The organism is Rheinheimera sp. SA_1, from assembly GCF_001669775.1.
Taxonomy (GTDB): domain Bacteria; phylum Pseudomonadota; class Gammaproteobacteria; order Enterobacterales; family Alteromonadaceae; genus Pararheinheimera.
Genome location: NZ_LXWK01000015.1, coordinates 1 through 17,211, shown reverse-complemented (window position 1 = coordinate 17,211; position 17,211 = coordinate 1). Strand labels below are relative to the sequence as shown.

Sequence of the window (17,211 nt, the reverse complement as noted above, 5' to 3'; positions counted from 1 at the left end):
CACCATGAAGTTTATGCTTACCCTATGCATATCTGTGATGTTGCTGCTGAGCGGTTGTGCCAGTCATCATGGCAAATCGGTCGCGCAGCAGCGCCAGTCAATTGAAAATATGCGCGCTAACACCTTAAACGAGCTCTACCGGGACAAACCTTATGCCGCCGACACCATTGAACGTGCAGCCGGTTATGCGGTGTTCAGTAACGCCAATATCAATCTTATATTTGCCAGTGCCGGCGGCGGTTATGGTGTGGTGCACAGCAATAATGGCGCTGTCACTTACATGAAAATGGGCGAGTTAGGTGTGGGTCTTGGGATCGGCGCCAAAGATTACCGGTTGGTGTTTGTGTTCCACAATGCCGATGCCTTACGCCGTTTTGTCGATCATGGTTGGGCTTTTGGCGGACAGCTGGACGCTGCGGCCAAAGCCAAAGATAAAGGAGATGCCATCGGCGGCGAGATTACCGTTGATAACATCACTATTTATCAGCTGACTGAATCGGGTCTGGCCTTGCAGGCGACGATAAAAGGCACCAAATTCTGGCGTGACGATGCATTGAATTAATTGCTTGCCATTTGCCGCCTGCTGCGGCTATGGTTGAACTGCAATCATTTTAAGGAGTCGATATGCCAGTTAATGCCGAATTAAATGCTGAGATCCGGATTTTGAATTTATTTAATCTCGATACAAGTCTGGAAGGGATCAAAGCACATAAATCTGCTGATCCGGAAAGTCTGGCGGCCGTTGCCAGACTATACAAAAAAGGCCTGGTTACCCATGAAGATGGCGGTTATTTGACGGATCTTGGAAGACACTGTGCCGAGCATGTGCAGACGGCACTGCGGATCCTGTCTGCTGGTGAATAGCCTGCAGCTCCAATGTTAAGTTGGCCGTCGTAACGCTTTTCGCAACTGTTTTGTCTGCCGTTTTAACTGCGGCAAAACAGTTGTTTCTTCAGCAAACATCAACCGCTGATAACTTTCATCAACCGCTCTAATTTCGTCCTGTGCCTGTGGAAACGAACTGGATAATTGCCTTAAAAACTGCTGCATCGTCAACTCTGGTGATTTACGGGCAAACGGCAATAATTGCTGTTGTAGCCACAGCGGTATCGGTTGCCGGCGCCGCTGCTGCCAGTGACGCAAAGCCAACAACAACAATGGCAAAGTCAGGAGCACCAACAAAATCTTCATTAAAAAACGCCAGTCGAGTAGCTGTAATTGTTGTAACCACTGTTTTAGTGTTGCTAATAAATCCTGTTGTCGATCCGTGTCAAACCCCAATACCCAACGTGACCAGTAATAATCTAAGTCTTCCAGCTGTTGCAACAGTCGTTTACTCCAGGCCATCCGCTCTGCCCAATTGCCTTGCAATCTTAACAACTCAGCTGCAGATAACAGCTGATCCAGGCTGCTGTTTAACCGATCTGGCTCGACCATCAACGTTGGATCAAATCGTCGCCACTGGCCGTCCTGTAAATATTCGACCCAGGCGTGAGCATCACGCTGGCGAACCTGCAAATAACTGGCATTGTCCCGCCATTCTCCGCCAAGGTAGCCTCCGACAATCCGGCTGGGAACCCCGGCAGCGCGCAATATAAAACTAGTGGCGGAGGCATAATGACTACAAAAACCAGCCTGACTTTTAAATAAAAACTGATCGATTTGCTGGCCGGTGAGTGGTGGCGGCGTCAGCGTATAACGATAACCTTGTTGCAAGTGCCGACCAATTAAAGCGACCAAAGCCTGGGGGGTTTGTGCTTCACTGGCCAGTTTTGCCGCCAGCGCCCGGGTTTCCGGATTGCCGTCTGGCAGCGCCAGGTATTGTGCCAGCGAAGGAGGGGTCTTCGCGGGTCGGTTTTTTGCTGTAATTCTGGCTGGCGCAATCCAGGAATATTGCAATCCAGGCTCCGATGGCAGCGGTAACAAGGCACTGCGCAAGTTGAAACTGCTGCGTTGGCTCAGCGGCTGACGGGTTGATAACAAACCCTGAGTATTCACACGCAAGTCTCCAGGCACCTGCAGCGGAATCCCCAAACTGAAAAGATGCCGTTGCTGATGCGGTTCCGCCACTAGCCGGTAGCCGGTGATCGAAGGTGGTGGTGCCCGCAAACCATCAAAACGAGCCGGTTCGGCTCGCTCGGACATGCGCCAGCTGCGACCGTCAAACTGGTCGTAAATCCGCGCCCGCCAATACAGTTCCGCAGGACCCGGCCGCGAACCGCTAAATTCGACCCGAAATGCCAGTTCATCACTTTCAACCAGTTGCTCGATGCTACCGGGATTGAGCTCGTCGCCCAATCCGGTGGTGGCCTGCTGACTGAGGGGAAGCTGCCACAACGGCGACAAGCGTGGGAATACCAAAAACAATCCCAGCCACAGTGGTACAAACCACAATGACAATTTTAATGCATTGTTCAGTGGCAGGCGGCTGCCGTTCGCGGCAAAACCCAGGTAATGACAGGACAGCTGCAGCAGCAACAGAGCGAAAATCAATAACGCCATGGCTAATGACTGATTGAGGATAAAGCAGCAGGCGATTAAAAAATAATGTACCCAATTGAGCTGGCGAAAATCCGCCAGTTCGTTATTTCGAAAGCCGAGTAACCGCAATATTGCTGCCAGCAGTAAAAAATGGATCATCAGATGCAATAAACCACCACTGAGATTAAACAGCAGCAAAGCAGCAACAATCAACGTCGCCATCACATTCGACAGCGTTAAACTCCAGACCGGCCGCAACGATTGTGGTTGCGGCGAATACAGCTGTGGCAGTTTTGCCAGTAGTAACATGGCATAGATACCAAGACTCCACAGCATAAAAGCATCGGCTAACAGTACCAGTAACGCCAGTTGCACCAGCCACAACCGCAGCTGTAAAGGACTGCTCAGCATAAAGTTAACGCCTCCAGACAACGGCGGCGATGCTCTGGACCTGTCCCAAATTCAATCAGTTGATTGGGTAACTGCAAGGCATAACTTTGCCGCGCCTGACTGAGTTCGATGATCTGCGCACACAGATCCGACAGCGCTATTTCCAATGCAACACCGGTTAATGGCGGTAATGTCAGCAGCCGCTGTTGCTCCGGCAACACATTGCTGAAGACTTTCACCACCGGCTGTTGTGGTTGACGAGCCAGCCGTTTCCAGTCGATGCGCTGTAGCGGGTCGCCTGCCTGATAAGGGCTTAAATGCGACCATTGTAATTCGCCGGCATCAGCATCAGGTGGCAGATAATTGTCCTGATGTTGCGGCTTCGGATAGACCCAATAATGTTGCTGTAATAATGGATAACACCAACAGCGCACCAACCCGAATGGATGCACGGTGCTAACGGCAATTCTTGGCAGCTGGTAATAACCGCGGGCTGTTGCGGGCAGTTTTAACATCAAAGTGTCGGGCAATTGAGGGCATAGCAGTGAGAAGGCGTCGAGCTGAAACAGAATTTGTTGGCGGTGTTGTTGCTCGGTCAGAAGCAGGGTAACGCTGATATCTTCCCCCTGAAACACTGCCGGTGGCGACGTCGCACTCAGGGTTAAACCACTGAGGTTACGAAAACTCAGCATAATACTGAGCAGCAGCAATCCAATTAAAAAGTAACTTTGTAGCAAAATCAGATTGTTCTGATAGTTGGTACCAAGCAAGTACAACAACAAAACTAAACCAAGTAGGGAAAACCCATAGCTGGTTGGAAATACAAATAAAAACCGTTGCTGCAGTTTCAGCTTGGAAGCAGCGGGCTGACGCTTTGCCAGCCACTGCCACATGCGTTGTTTAAACCAGCGTTTTGGTTGTTGTAAGGTCAAACCAAACATGGCGTTTCCAGCAACAGTTGCTGGGCAAGACCGGCATATTGTTGTTGCTGCCTTGGTTGTAAGCGGTGTTCGGCCACGGCCGGAAAAACCGCCTGAATATCGTCAGCAGTGACAAAACTGCGCTGCTGTAAAAATGCATAAGCTTTGGCGGCGCGCACCAGGCCTTTGGCCGCGCGGGGGGAAAGCGGCAACATGTCACTGCGTTTACGGCTGTGACCAATTAAATCCAGTACATACCCCAGTACTTCATCGCTAATTTGCTGCCGTGGAATTTGTTGCTGTAACGCAATTAAGCGCTCGGTACTCAGCAATGCCGGCACTATTCGATGCTGGCTGGCGCTGGCATCTTGTTGCAATAACTGTAATTCGGCGTCGCGGTCGGGGAAGCCCAGACTCAGACGGATTAAAAACCGGTCGAGTTGTGATTCCGGAAGTGCGTTCGTTCCGCTATGAAATAACGGGTTTTGGGTCGCAATCACAAAAAACGGTGCCGGTAACGGCCTGGTTTCACCATCAACCGACACCTGATGTTCTTCCATTGCTTCTAACAATGCACTTTGGGTTTTCGGGCTGGCGCGGTTAATTTCATCGGCCAGCAACACCTGGCTGAAAACCGGGCCGGGCTGGAAACTAAATTGCTGTGAACGGGCATCAAAAATGCTGAAACCGGTTAAATCGGCCGGTAATAAATCGCTGGTAAACTGTACCCGGCGGTAACTTAAACCAAGACTTTCGGCCAGCGCATGGGCGAGCGTGGTTTTGCCCATGCCGGGCAAATCTTCCAACAGTAAATGCCCTTCGGCCAGCAGGCAGGTTAACGCCAGCCGGATTTGTTGCGGTTTACCTAAGATAATCCGGTTAAGTTGTTGTTCGACGAGCTGAATTTCTGTATGCACTGACTCACCTGTTTAGAAAACTGACGAAAACACGGTTATCTGCCAGCTTAGCAAAACCATCGCTATTTAGGTAAAATTGGCGGCTAATTTGGCGGTTAATTTTTGGCAACAGAGTCTAAACTTCGTATACTGGCCGCTCTGTCATTAGGGATAGATGTCCATGAAATTACTCTTTGTTTGCCTTGGCAATATTTGCCGCTCACCAACCGCCCATGCGGTATTCCGTCAACTGGCTGCTGCTGAAAACTTCCGCTGTGAAGTAGAGTCGGCGGGTACCAGCGCTAGTCATAAAGGAGCGGCACCGGATCCCAGAAGTATCAATGCCGCCAGCGACTATAACTTTAAAGGCATTCAGTCCAGGCCGGTGCAAACTGCGGACTTTGCTTATTACGATTTGATTCTGGCGATGGATCTGGAAAACCTTGCGGCGCTGAAACGCCGTTGTCCACCAGAGCAGCAGCATAAACTGAAATTACTGATGAGTTACCATCCGGATTTTGCCAAACAACAGGAAATACCGGACCCATATTACGGTGGTATTCGTGGTTTTGAACTGGTGCTGCAGATGATTCAGACCAGCTGTGAACACTTGCTGATGTCGCTGCAGCAACAAGCTATGCTTTCCAAAAAGTAAGGCGAAAGTAGCAAGAGCGGTCCTTTGCAACTGGTGTTTTGGTTATTAATTCAGCTATAGACGGCTAAATTGCCAGGTAACCTCATTTAGCGATTGAAATTGGCCGCTAATAAATTTACTTTGTCTGCGGATTAACAGCCAAAGTGAATTAAATAACCCATTTATTAGCACCGATCATAACCTTAATAGGATACACAACGTGAACACCTGGACGCCTCAAAGTTGGCGAGCACTTCCCATCCAACAACAACCTTCTTACGATGACCTGAACTTATTGGCAAACGTGGAGCAACAGCTGCATTCGTTTCCGCCTTTAGTATTCGCTCAGGAAACCCGTGATCTCTTTAGTCAGTTAGGCCAGGTGGCCGAAGGCAAAGCCTTCTTACTGCAAGGCGGCGATTGTGCGGAAAGCTTTAGTAACTTTAATGCGCCCAAAATTCGCGATACCTTTAAAGTGTTATTGCAAATGGCGGTGGTATTAACATTCGCCGGTGGTTGTCCGGTAGTGAAAGTGGCGCGGATGGCGGGGCAATATGCCAAACCACGTTCGAGTGATTTAGAAACCATCGATGGCGTCAGTCACCCAAGCTATCGTGGCGATATCGTCAATAGCTTTGAATTTAATGCGGCAGCCCGTAAACCGGATCCAAACCGGTTATTAACGGCGTACCATCATTCGGCGTCAACGCTGAACCTGCTGCGGGCTTTTGCCCAAGGTGGTCTGGCTGATTTACATCAGGTCAGCCGCTGGAATATGGGTTTTGTCGAGTCGAACCCACTGAAAGGCCGGTATCAGGATATTGCGCAGCGTATTCAGGAAGCGTTGCGTTTTATGGAAATTTGCGGCATCAGTGCGCAAAATTCGCCTTCAATTCGCGAAACTACGCTCTATACCTCGCATGAAGCTTTGTTATTGAATTACGAAGAGGCTTTGACCCGCCGTGATTCGCTGACCGGTTTGTGGTACGACTGCTCGGCACATATGGTGTGGATTGGCGAACGTACCCGGCAGCTTGATCACGCGCATATCGAATTCTTCCGTGGTATTCATAACCCTATCGGGGTGAAAGTTGGCCCTGGCATGGATGAACTGGATCTGATCCGGCTCATTGACCAGCTTAACCCGGAGAATATCCCTGGACGGCTGACACTGATCACCCGGATGGGCGCCGATAAATTAGCAGATAAATTACCAGCTTTAGTACGTCGGGTGCAGCGGGAAGGACGGAAGGTGGTCTGGAGTTCAGATCCGATGCACGGTAATACCGTCAAAGCCAGCAACGATTATAAAACCCGTGATTTTGAAGCAATTTTGCGTGAGATCCGCAACTTCTTTCAGGTACATCAGGCCGAAGGCAGCCATGCCGGTGGTATCCACCTGGAGATGACCGGTGAGCACGTCACCGAATGTACCGGTGGTGCTTATGGTTTGTCTGAAAACGATTTAAGCAAACGTTACCTGACGCAATGTGACCCAAGGTTAAATGCTGATCAGGTACTGGAATTAGCGTTTTTGATTGCGGATACTCTGCAAAGCGTTCGTAAATAACCAGCAGGCATTATGCCCAGTCATACCGACAGTTTACCGGAGCAACAAACCCAAAGTGCGGCACTTCACAGTACCTTGGGTATTGTCGGCGCCGGGGCTGTCGGTTGTTTTTTGGGGGCAGTGCTGAGTCAGGATAAAGCCTTAGCGGTGCAGTTTTTCGGCCGTGAAGCTTTAGCGATTGAACTGGCTGCTTACGGCCTGACCGCCAGTTTTGCTGGGCAAAATCTGACGGTCAATGCACCGGCCTTTTTTACTTCGATGGTCAGTCTGATTGAATGTGATGTAGTTCTGCTGACCGTCAAAGCCACCAGCCTGCCGCATTTAATTCCACAACTGAAAAAATTTATCCGTCCGGATGTACCGGTGATAGCGCTGCAAAATGGCGTTGGCATCAGTGTGATGCTGGAAAATGAACTGCCAAACCCGATTTATCGCGCCATAGTGCCTTTTAACGTGGTGAAAACCAGTGCCGGCACCTTTTCGATGGCCAGTGGAGGTGATTTAATCTGGCCTCTTAGTGTTGATCACCGCCTGCAATATCTGGCGGCTATTTTGGCACGGCACCGGCTGCCGCTGGTGTTCGCAGCCGATATGCAGGCAGTGGAATACGGTAAGCTGTTGTTAAATTTAAACAATGCACTGAATGCCATTAGTGATTTACCGCTGAAGCAACAACTACAAAACCGTGATTTACGCCAGGTGCTGGCGGCCGCGATGCAGGAATGGCTGAATGTCTGCCAGGCGCTACAGATCTCACCTGGCAGCTTAACCCGCTTGCCAAACCGTTGGTTACCCACCTTGCTGCGCTTACCCACACCGCTGTTTAAATTACTGGCCGGGCAAATGCTGCGGATCGACCCCTTTGCCCGATCGTCGATGTGGGACGATATACAAGCCGGCCGGCGCACCGAAGTTATGTATCTGAATGGCGCCGTTGAACGTCTTGGCATTCAAACCGGCGTTGCGACGCCGGTAAATTCCGCTATTGTCGAACTCATAAAACATCTGGAGCAGGGCGAAAAGCCAGGTTTATCGCCGGCGGCTTTAAAACAACGACTACTCGGCGACTAGCTGATAAGGCCGTTTGTTGATGGCTCAGTACCGGAATTAAAGCGATGTTGACTGCTGCTGCACCGATAGACGGACTTTTGCCATATCTTTAAAATCAGTGATCCGCGTCACTATTTTGCCATCTTTAATTTTCAGCAATACCGGGATTTCACGTACATTAAAATGCTGGAATAACACACCGCCGGTATCAATTTGAAACGGCACTTTCAGCTGATATAACCCGATAAAATCGGTCAGTGCTTTGTCATCTGTCCATAAATGATTGACCACACCTTGCCAATGCGCTTTGGGAAACTCTGCTGCCAGCTTATTCAAACCCTGTTGTGCCTGTTTGCAGTGGGCTGACATGACCGGCCGCGATTCTGCCAGATACCAGTCACACCAGCTGGCAGTAAAAAACAGCAGATGTTCACCTGTGGCAAAAGGTGCCAATATTTGCTGCTGGGCAGCGATTGAGATGCTGGTATCGTCGGCAGGCGGCAGCTGTTGCCCGGCAGCGAGTTTACCCAACAAACTATCAAGCGCCTGATCAGATTCATGCGTGGTGTACACCAGTTGCCCCTGACTGTTAATCAGCACCGACATCGGCGTACCGACCAGCCCCAGCGCCACGGCGATTTTTCCTTGTTGATCCAACCACACTGGCATCGTCAGCCCAAAACGTTGGATCACCTGCCGAATAGCATCACGTTGTTCATTGATATTGATGTTAATCGCGACAAAATTGACTTTGTCGCCGTAGCTTTGTTGTAACTGTTGAAAATGCGGCATTTGCTCCAGGCAAGGCTGGCACCAACTGGCCCACAACTTCACATAAGTGGGTTTGTTGTTGGTAAGTCCTTGTAAACTGACGGGTTGCAAGGTGGGAAATTGCTGTAATTGCACCGAGGCAAAATCGGCGCTCTTGGCTGGTGCTGCCAGCGCTAAGTAACTGATCCAAATCAGCAAGCTGAACATTTTTTTCATACCAGACTCCAGATAAACATCACTGTCCGGAGTCTGGCACTGAAGCCGGCGACTGTCTTGTAAATTCGCGACATTTTTACCAGAATCACCCACAACTTTGCATGTTATTGCAAGGGCAGCCGGGCTTCAATCATGGTGGTGCCTTTTTCGTTCAGGATCCGAAACAACACCTCATTTTGTTCAACCGCAACATAACCAATACCGTTACTGGCAAAAAAGTCAGTGTCGATATCGGAGAGTGGGTTACTGAGCACGATTTTTTTATCGCAACCAAATATAGGTTCTTTAAACATCACATCGTCGCGGAACCAGCGGATTTGATCGATGATAAATGAAGTTGGCCAGAACAATGAGCCTGATACCAACTGATAAATACTGCTGGGTTTTTTGTTGATTTCCAACCGTGCTGCAAAATGCGAATGCACATCACCTGACAAGAAAAACACATTTGGGATCTGATTGGTCGTAAGATGACTGATGATCCTATTTCTTTGATCTGCCGCACCTTTCCAGTTGTCTGCACGTTTTTTGCTGCTGTCATCGTCAGCTAAGAAGGTCACGGAAGACACTACAAATCGCACCCGATACTGTGGATCGGATAAGAAGGTCAGCAGTGCATTCTCCTGAGTTTGCGAAATAAGCTGTGCTTTATGCTTACTGCGCTCTTTGCGGCAATCGAGCAGAAACAACCCTACATCACCCAAAGTGACGGCAGCATAATGGCGAACCGGCACCTGGTTATCTGCCTGACCTTTAATAAATGCGACACCTGGCTGGTCTGGGTCGGCAACACTGCTGTAAATTGGACCATGACTGAGCTGGTAACAATACATGGCGAGGATGCCGTTGATCAGTCGTTCATTTTTTGTTTTTGAACTGAAAAAACCGCTATTGGCATAGTCAGCAGCACCATCGGTAAAACTGTTTTCTATTTCATGGTCGTCCATCACCATATAATTCGGAATATTGGCGAGTACCGGTTTGACGTAAGGGTTATTTAAAAAATGTTTATACACCTTGAAAAAGTCGTCTCTGGACGAATTGTTGGTGGTTAAAAACAGCAGTTTGTCGTTGTAAATCTGATCGCCCATCCACAACATAAAATCCAGCGGTCGCTCTGCATGCAAGGCACTGACGTTGTGCAGTACTTTTCCGACCCGATCGTCGTCATCGTCTTGACGCAAGCAAGAACCAAAACAAAAGTGCACGGATTTTGGCGACGAAGCCAGGGTCTTAAAGCTGTGCACGGGGATTTTTTTCCAGTCTGCAGCTGCAGGTTCCAGACCTGAATCTTTCGGATCATATCCAAGCTGATAGCTGTATTCGGTATCTGCCATGAGATCAGTTAATTCAATCACGCCGGTCCAATAAAAATTATGATTAAACCGAAACTTCTTCGCAGTGCTCCACCTGCTATCGGACGTTTTTTTAAAACGCAAAAAACCGGAGTTCAGTTTGGGTGTTGTGGCGGTACTGTCGTCGATACCAGCCATCAGTCTGACAGAGTTCACGGTGGTAAGTCCGAGCACCGGACCGTAAGAGGGGGCATGCAGCGCCATATCAAAATTCCTTGTTTCAAATGAGGGCAACGACACTGCAGTTGGGTGAGTAATCGACTGCAGCAGCCCGACGCTATCCTTGCCGTTTGTTGGTGGTTATGTTTAAACCATCAGTTGAATTTTAATCGGTCACTGGATTATTGCCAGTAAAGGAATGCCTGAGGTGACAGAATATTTACGGCCTTTGGCAGGTCATTCTGGCAGGTGTACATTCATTGAAAAATGGGCAGCCATTTGATGACTCGGTGGGTTTGTACGTGTGGCAGTTTAAATAGGTAATGAAGAAACTAATTTTTAAACTGCGGCAGGGAGGAAATATACTTTGCCGCTTATTTATTCGTTAATTCATCACCCTAATTCCGACGTTGCAATCAATGACTGCGACGTCGCCGGCGTAAAAATACGGCTGCAATACCCAGCAACATGAAAGAAGCAGTCGCTGGTGTACTGACTTCATCAATGGCTAATAAAAGGCGGCTAATAAAACTAATAAAAGGCCACCCACCTTTTTAAACTAGCCATAACTAATAAAAGGCCACCCACCTTTTTAAACTAGCCATAAAAATGCGTTCCTACACGTTGATTTTTGCTACAAGAATTGGTCAATCTGCAGGCTAATTCTTAGGGGTAAACCGTCTGATATGATGTCGAAACAGTGCTTTGGCAGGGGAAAACCAAAATGTACCCAGCTGTGTACGATGCTCACACAGTTCGGAAGATAAATGGGTTGATTAAAATGAAGTGATTAGCCAAAACTTCGCTGGCAGGCGGTTTGGCCGTGAAGCCAGCGCCGACCAAGTTTCTTGCAGAATTGTTTAAGCGAATTGATGGAACCAATCACTTGGTGAAAGATGATTTCAAGTTGTTGGCAATTTTGCAGCCAACAATCAACGGGAATTCCCAGTCGAGCCAGAATAGGTGGTCCTGATGCGTCGACGGCACCTCGCTTATCATCACGTATCTGGCGACCGGTCCAGTCTATAAGTTCAATATAATCAATAAAGTGGTAAGGAATATGGTGTTGAGCGTTATCTTGATGGCTATCTCCGGCAAATGGCAAAAGCTTGCCATGAAAGGCACAGTGTATGGCTTTGCCAAGTCGTTGCTGAATGCTGGTGTAGTCTGAAGATTCTGGTGTTAAAGCAATCTGCGCGCGAATGGGGTTTAAATCGACATATGCCATTGCTGTGAGCAGGGCTTTTTCGTCCAGTAGCGCCTGTGATTTGAAGCGGCCTTCCCAGAATCGACCAGTACAACGGTCTTCAAAGTTGGCGCGTCTGGCGATATGTTCATTGAGGCAGCGCATAAACCAGCTGATGTCACAGAGTCTGGTACGCCAGTTTTCAATAATAGTTTCAGTAACTTGGCTTTCAATAACTCCGCTTGAATTACCGCTAAGATAACGTTCAACCAAAACAGGCAGCCGAAATAAAAACTTCCAGCGGTTAGCAATGTCCTGATAACTCCAACTTGCCGCTTTTGCCGCATCGACCCGGACCACCAGATGGTAATGATTTGACATAAGAGCGAATGCGGCGATGTCGATGGCAAACATCTGTGTAAGTAATGTCTGGCGTTCAAGTATCCAGTCACGGCGATGTTCAAAGTTATAAGCTTCTGTAATGCCACATAAAAATGCACGCCGGACACAGCGGCTAACTAAGTGGTAGTAAGGTGTTTCTGTAACGCTGATTTGCTGATTACGTGGTTTTGGCATGACGTCATCCTGACAATCAAAAATCCTGTAGCTTTAAAAATGGTAATAAAAAAGTTAATGTCAAGTTCGTATGCTGTTTATCTTGCCATTAAAGAAATTTGTGGGTGTCTGGTTTCTCCGGTTTCTCCGGTTTCTCAGTTGGTGGGTGTCCAGTTTCTCTTTAAAGAAATTTGTGGGTGTCTGGTTTCTCCGGTTTCTCAGTTGGTGGGTGTCCAGTTTCTCTGGCTTTTGACGCTTTTCCAGTTTCTCTGTTTCTAGAAATGGGTGGGTGTCCGGCTTTTGCTATCCGGCTTTTGACGCACCACAGGCGACAGACCACATCTGAGTGCGAAGCAGATCATTGAACATCACAACTGGGTTTGGACACATCTTGCAGTCCCTGAAGGGTGCACACTTCAAGTCCGGACCGTGCAACAAGCATTTTAAAATACTAAACCAGCTTGACGTAGCAAAAGTTATTGATCAGGCAGGCACCGTTGATTCGACTCAGCTGGGTTATATAGCCACTGAGTCTGCAAACCCATTACTCAATGAACCGGTAGCGATTTGTTACAAATACATGCCAGAACCGCTTTCGACTTCCGGCTGAGGTAGCGTACTATCTAGGCGAACAATACTCAGTTAAAAGTAAGTGAAAAGAGCACCTTATGCCGCAGTTGCAACAACGTCTTGAACAATTACAGCAGGAATTTAAACGTACAGATGCGGTAGCCCCGGGCATCGATCCATTACTGATTAAACATCAGAAAATGGCAATGAACCCATTCCGGTTTTTACGGGGTAGTTCCGGGCTGTTTTATGCTGATATCAAAAACTCTGTGCTGAAATTGCCAGAGCTATTAACGACCAAAATCCCATTGACGACAGTGATAGGGGATTGCCATTTATCCAATTTTGGCTTTTTTACCGAAGAAGGTTCGTCTGGTGATCGGGTCATTTTTGCTCCGAATGACTTTGATGACGCCTGTGTTGGTCATGCAGTCTGGGACTGGAGCCGTTTTGCTGTCAGTATTTTATTGGCAGCGGATTATTGCCAGGGGGTAAAGCAGCTGCGGTATGCCAATGAAGAAGCGTTAACACTGGACTCCTTAGAAGTGGTCACAGCAAAAGATGCAGTGGCTGCAGTGCGCTGTTTTTTAACCGCTTATGCCGCGCAATGCCAGGCTATTATAGACGAGCCAGAACTTCGATATGCAGTGCTGGACGATTTTCCGAAAAACCATGTTTTAAAGCCAGTGCTGAAAAGAGCGATTAAACGTTCTGCCAAAGGCGAAGATTTTTTACGTAAAAGTACCCTGGCCAAAGTAGCGGATTTATCAGCGCGGCCACTGAAGTTTAAACAAGACCCGGTTAAATTCAGCCGCCTAAGTCCGGAGCTTTATAAAGAAGTCGAGTTTACGTTCCGGCCTTATGTCAGTGACGATATATTAGATATTGTCACCCGGCAGGGTGCTGGTACCGGTTCACTCAATATGCAGCGATACTATTTATTAGTCGGTCCAGCAGAAATCAGTGGTGACAACGATTTGGCGCTGTGTCACCTGATTGAAGCCAAACAACAACGTGATTCTGCACCTTTGTATTTTTTCCCGGATTTAAGCCCGGTGAACCGTTTAAATGCCGCCCATTTAACGGTGGACTGCCAACGATTAATGCAGCGTCGTCCAGATCTGGTGTTAGATGAGCATTATTGGAATGGCGCCCATTATCTGGTGCGCTCACTGCATCATGCCAATGTCGATGTTGACCCCGAAGATGTTTGTTTTGCGGCTAAAGCGCCGGGTGAAGAACTGGCAGAGTATGCCGAGGCCTGTGGCCGTACGCTGGCGTTATCCCACAGCAGAGGCGACAGACGTTCGTTTCGTTTTGAGCAAACCTTAGTGAAGTATTTGCCTAAAGCTGCGGATGCATTAGTCCAGGCTTGTGTGGACTACGCAGAGCAGCAAAAAATTGACTGTGAGTTGCTGGCACAATTGTTAAAGACAGCATAAAACACCACTAAAATAGCAAACCAAAAAATAGCGAAGCCGGGCAAGCGCCCGGCTTCTTTGCATGGAATTTTCAACAAAGTAGCCGCAGCTTACCAGCGGCCACCTTCGACAATAATGCTTTCTGGTTTAGTATCCGCCGCCAGGTTTGGGGCCAGATATTGCTGATACAGCTGATGCAGGAATTTTTCCTCACCAAGTTTCACCAGTTCACTATTAACCCAGTTTCGTAGGCTGTCATTGCCTTTTTGCACCGCCGGGGCGCGCGCTTCTACGACAGCGCGGGCTTCGCCTTTGGCCACCACCGGCGATAAACACAGGTTATCCAGCGCATTCAGATGCGGAAATAGGTTCGATATCACCCGCCAATGCCAAAGTAGCCACATCTGCTTTTAATCCATCAATGATGGCACGTGACTGACTGCCGGAGCCGCCGTGCGATTGGTCAATCTTGACGGTATCGCCGGTTTTTGCCAGATAGTATTTGGCAAAAGCCTGGTTGTAATCACGATACAGTTCGCGGGTTGGATCGTAGGATACGTTGAGTAAAGTGATGTCTTTCGCGATGGCCTGGCTCGCCAGCAGACTGCTGCCGAGGATGGCGCCGAGCGACAGGATCAATGTCGCTAATTTGAGTGGATGACCTGACTTGCTCATGCTGTGCTCCGGTTAATAAGATAGTTGGTTTACAAAATAGTCGGTTTAAAAATAGTGGGTTTAAAAAGGCCCTGCAGTCTTGCCGCAGGGCTGTTGTTCACACTTAGTGATTAGCGCAACTTACTTAAAACTCAGCCTTTACCCGGATCCCGATATTACGCGGGTCACCAACGTGGCCGTAGACAGCGCCAGAGTTACCTGCTTGAATACTTAAAAAGCTCAGGTGATCTTCGTCGAAGGCATTGCGGGCATACAGTGATACATCAGTGCCGTTGTCGGTGCGAAAGCCAAGACGCAAATTGACTAAGGTTGACCCTTCGACCACCAGATACTTCGACACCGACGCATCTGAGTTCCAATCTGAGCGGAAGCTTAGATCCGCAGCGCTGTACCACTCGCCAGTGACGCCACTCACCACACCGCCCCAGCTATATTCGGTGCCGACTGAACCGGCGTTTTTCGAAACGCCAGGTAATGCCCGGCCTGACAAATCAAAGGCTGAAGTGCCAGATGCCAGTTCTTCCAGTGGTGGTGGGCCATTGCGGAAAGAATCATATTCACCGTCGGTATAAGCGTAAGTGGCATAGATTGACCAGTTGTCAGCAAGCTGGGCGCGGCTGTCAAATTCAAAACCACGGACACTGACTTTTTCGATATTGGCCAGGTAACCACGAAGAGCTCCCGGACCTGCGTCCACTACGTTGGCTTGATAGTCAGTGACTTGCGTATCGTAAATGGCGAAGTTTGCCGTTAAACGCCGATCCAGCCATTGGGTTTTCAGACCCGCTTCGATGGTGGTCGATTTCTCGGGTTGCACTGTGGCACTGACCAGCGATGGGTTGCCCGCAGCATCGGTTGGAATACCAGCGGCGTTGATACCACCAGATTTATAACCACGCGCCCAGTTCAGATATACCAGTTGGTCTTCGGCTAAGTCGTATGCAATATTCAGCTGGCCAGTTGGGCTGGAGTCAGAGAAGTCGGCCTGATATTTCTGATCGCGGGCGATACCACGTTTAGCTGTGATCAACGCCGCTTCTGTGGTCGCTAAACCGCCACTGGCAATTTGAGTAAAGTCACCGGATTTTTCTTCTTTGGTATAACGCACACCCGGGGTGATCCGTAACTCGTCGGTCACGCGCCAGGTGGCCTGGGCATAGGCTGCATAAGAATCAGTACTGGTATAAACGTCAGTATTTGAAGTGTAACCATCGATCAGATTGGAAGGCACATTGGCACCAATCAACCAACGCGCGCCATCTTTACCCCATTGTTCAGTGCCATGGGTTTCAACATCCTGACTAAAGGCGTATAAACCGGCCACCTAATCAAAATCGCTGCTGCCGTTGGAAGAGAGGCGGAATTCCTGACTCCATTGGTCTTGTTGTGACGGGTTATTCGATTTTGTCCGTACCGCCAGCGCGGTGTAATCGCGGTCGTTTTGTGGTGTCCAGTCCCAGGCGCGAATGGCACTGATCGAGGTGAAGCTAAAATCACCAAGATCCCAATCAACCTTAGCGCTGGTGCCTTTTAAAATCTGCCGGGCCTGAATTGGCGAATTCACATCGACTAACCGATCATAAGGGTTTTCACTGGCGACCTTGTAATTGAGCGCTGTCGCCAAAGCCGGGAACTGCGAGGCCGCCGAGCGTTTAGTGGCGCCATACCGCACAAATACCTGGGTATTGGCATTTGGATCCTGATAAGCGTAATCAGCGGAAAGTTTAATTTTCACTACAGGCGAGGCTTCGATCAATAATTGACCACGCAGTGCCTGACTATTGGTATCGTTTTGCTTAGCGCCGTTGGTGACGTTTTTCACTGTCCCGTCACGACGGGTGCTTGACACTGCCAAACGACCGGCAACTTTATCTGCCACTAAGGCACCTGAAATAATGGCTTTACCCTGGGTATAACCATCTTCACCAAGGGTAAGTTCGGCTTTACCTTCCGGGGTAAAAGTCGGCGCCGCGGTCGATAAGTTTAATGCACCAGCCGTGGTGTTTTTACCAAAAAGCGTGCCTTGTGGGCCACGTAATACTTCGACCCGTTCGATATCTAACAAGTCAACCATGGCTGAGCCTGGACGAGCGTAATAGACGTCATCGACATAAAAACCAACACCAGATTCCAGACCGTCATTGGTCAGGCCAATCACGCTCCCCAGGCCACGAATAGTCACCGCAGTATTGCGCGGATTGGATGAAATCAACTGGATAGAAGGTTGCAGCCGGGGGTAATCCCCCCTCAAATTAACTGACGTCAAAAGTAGAATTTTCTCGTAACATAAACGCAGGAGATTCACTATGAAAACATCAAAATTCACCGATAGCCAAATCATGGCAATCCTTAAACAAGCTGA

The 17,211-nt window shown here is 48.8% G+C and carries 17 protein-coding genes; 6 read left to right on the top strand and 11 right to left on the bottom strand.

The window, feature by feature from the left end; genetic code table 11:
* Positions 1-4 precede the first annotated feature (4 nt).
* Positions 5-562 carry a YSC84-related protein gene (locus A5320_RS07440; protein WP_068063140.1) on the top strand — a complete coding sequence of 186 codons (558 nt, stop codon included), beginning with the start codon at positions 5-7 and terminating at the stop codon, positions 560-562.
* A gap of 62 nt (positions 563-624) precedes the next feature.
* On the top strand, positions 625-864 hold the full coding sequence (locus tag A5320_RS07435) for a TIGR02647 family protein (RefSeq protein ID WP_068063138.1): 240 nt from the start codon (positions 625-627) through the stop codon (positions 862-864).
* A gap of 15 nt (positions 865-879) precedes the next feature.
* Here A5320_RS07435 and A5320_RS07430 read toward each other — a convergent pair whose 3' ends face one another.
* The 3 genes from A5320_RS07430 to A5320_RS07420 are packed head-to-tail and all read right to left on the bottom strand — an operon-like array spanning position 880 to position 4,708.
* Entirely contained in the window at positions 880-2,892 is a 2,013-nt protein-coding gene (locus tag A5320_RS07430; RefSeq protein ID WP_068063136.1) for a transglutaminase family protein, read from the bottom strand.
* Positions 2,886-3,812: a DUF58 domain-containing protein gene (locus tag A5320_RS07425; RefSeq protein ID WP_068063134.1), complete on the bottom strand. Its 927-nt coding sequence runs from the start codon at positions 3,810-3,812 to the stop codon at positions 2,886-2,888. The genes A5320_RS07430 and A5320_RS07425 overlap by 7 nt, the downstream gene beginning before the upstream one ends.
* The gene (locus A5320_RS07420) at positions 3,800-4,708 is read right to left on the bottom strand and encodes an AAA family ATPase (RefSeq protein WP_068063132.1); all 909 of its coding nucleotides are present in this window, start codon (positions 4,706-4,708) and stop codon (positions 3,800-3,802) included. The genes A5320_RS07425 and A5320_RS07420 overlap by 13 nt, the downstream gene beginning before the upstream one ends.
* Positions 4,709-4,868: 160 nt before the next feature.
* Between A5320_RS07420 and A5320_RS07415 the strand changes: the two genes are divergently transcribed.
* The 3 genes from A5320_RS07415 (at position 4,869) to A5320_RS07405 (ending at position 7,962) form a co-directional block, all read left to right on the top strand.
* Positions 4,869-5,342, top strand: coding sequence for a low molecular weight protein-tyrosine-phosphatase (locus A5320_RS07415; protein WP_082971621.1), 474 nt, complete (start codon positions 4,869-4,871; stop codon positions 5,340-5,342).
* Positions 5,343-5,541: 199 nt separating this feature from the next.
* On the top strand, positions 5,542-6,891 hold the full coding sequence (locus A5320_RS07410; RefSeq protein WP_068063129.1) for a class II 3-deoxy-7-phosphoheptulonate synthase: 1,350 nt from the start codon (positions 5,542-5,544) through the stop codon (positions 6,889-6,891).
* 12 nt (positions 6,892-6,903) lie between these two features.
* Complete coding sequence (locus A5320_RS07405; protein WP_082971620.1) at positions 6,904-7,962, top strand: 2-dehydropantoate 2-reductase; 1,059 nt, start codon at positions 6,904-6,906, stop codon at positions 7,960-7,962.
* Between the two features lie 36 nt (positions 7,963-7,998).
* Here A5320_RS07405 and A5320_RS07400 read toward each other — a convergent pair whose 3' ends face one another.
* The 4 genes from A5320_RS07400 to A5320_RS07390 all read right to left on the bottom strand — a co-directional run bounded on the left by A5320_RS07400 (position 7,999) and on the right by A5320_RS07390 (position 12,204).
* Positions 7,999-8,928 carry a TlpA family protein disulfide reductase gene (locus tag A5320_RS07400; RefSeq protein WP_068063127.1) on the bottom strand — a complete coding sequence of 310 codons (930 nt, stop codon included), beginning with the start codon at positions 8,926-8,928 and terminating at the stop codon, positions 7,999-8,001.
* Positions 8,929-9,032: 104 nt separating this feature from the next.
* Positions 9,033-10,487 carry an alkaline phosphatase D family protein gene (locus A5320_RS07395; RefSeq protein WP_068063125.1) on the bottom strand — a complete coding sequence of 485 codons (1,455 nt, stop codon included), beginning with the start codon at positions 10,485-10,487 and terminating at the stop codon, positions 9,033-9,035.
* A 371-nt stretch (positions 10,488-10,858) separates the two neighbouring features.
* The gene (locus tag A5320_RS22435; RefSeq protein WP_442966055.1) at positions 10,859-10,948 is read right to left on the bottom strand and encodes an MYXO-CTERM sorting domain-containing protein; all 90 of its coding nucleotides are present in this window, start codon (positions 10,946-10,948) and stop codon (positions 10,859-10,861) included.
* Positions 10,949-11,232: 284 nt separating this feature from the next.
* Positions 11,233-12,204 (bottom strand): hypothetical protein, encoded by a 972-nt coding sequence (locus A5320_RS07390; RefSeq protein ID WP_068063123.1) that lies wholly within the window; start codon positions 12,202-12,204, stop codon positions 11,233-11,235.
* A gap of 647 nt (positions 12,205-12,851) precedes the next feature.
* Here A5320_RS07390 and A5320_RS07380 point away from each other — a divergent pair.
* The gene (locus A5320_RS07380; protein WP_068063119.1) at positions 12,852-14,195 is read left to right on the top strand and encodes a DUF2252 family protein; all 1,344 of its coding nucleotides are present in this window, start codon (positions 12,852-12,854) and stop codon (positions 14,193-14,195) included.
* A gap of 89 nt (positions 14,196-14,284) precedes the next feature.
* Here A5320_RS07380 and A5320_RS07375 read toward each other — a convergent pair whose 3' ends face one another.
* The 4 genes from A5320_RS07375 to A5320_RS07360 all read right to left on the bottom strand — a co-directional run.
* On the bottom strand, positions 14,285-14,554 hold the full coding sequence (locus A5320_RS07375; RefSeq protein ID WP_157605720.1) for a hypothetical protein: 270 nt from the start codon (positions 14,552-14,554) through the stop codon (positions 14,285-14,287).
* On the bottom strand, positions 14,514-14,849 hold the full coding sequence (locus A5320_RS07370) for an extracellular solute-binding protein (RefSeq protein WP_068063116.1): 336 nt from the start codon (positions 14,847-14,849) through the stop codon (positions 14,514-14,516). The genes A5320_RS07375 and A5320_RS07370 overlap by 41 nt, the downstream gene beginning before the upstream one ends.
* A 124-nt stretch (positions 14,850-14,973) precedes the next feature.
* Entirely contained in the window at positions 14,974-16,173 is a 1,200-nt protein-coding gene (locus A5320_RS07365) for a TonB-dependent receptor (RefSeq protein WP_068063114.1), read from the bottom strand.
* Positions 16,174-17,211, bottom strand: a 1,038-nt coding sequence (locus A5320_RS07360; protein ID WP_231916676.1) for a TonB-dependent receptor plug domain-containing protein, incomplete at its 5' end; no start/stop codon positions are given. It lies immediately after the preceding gene.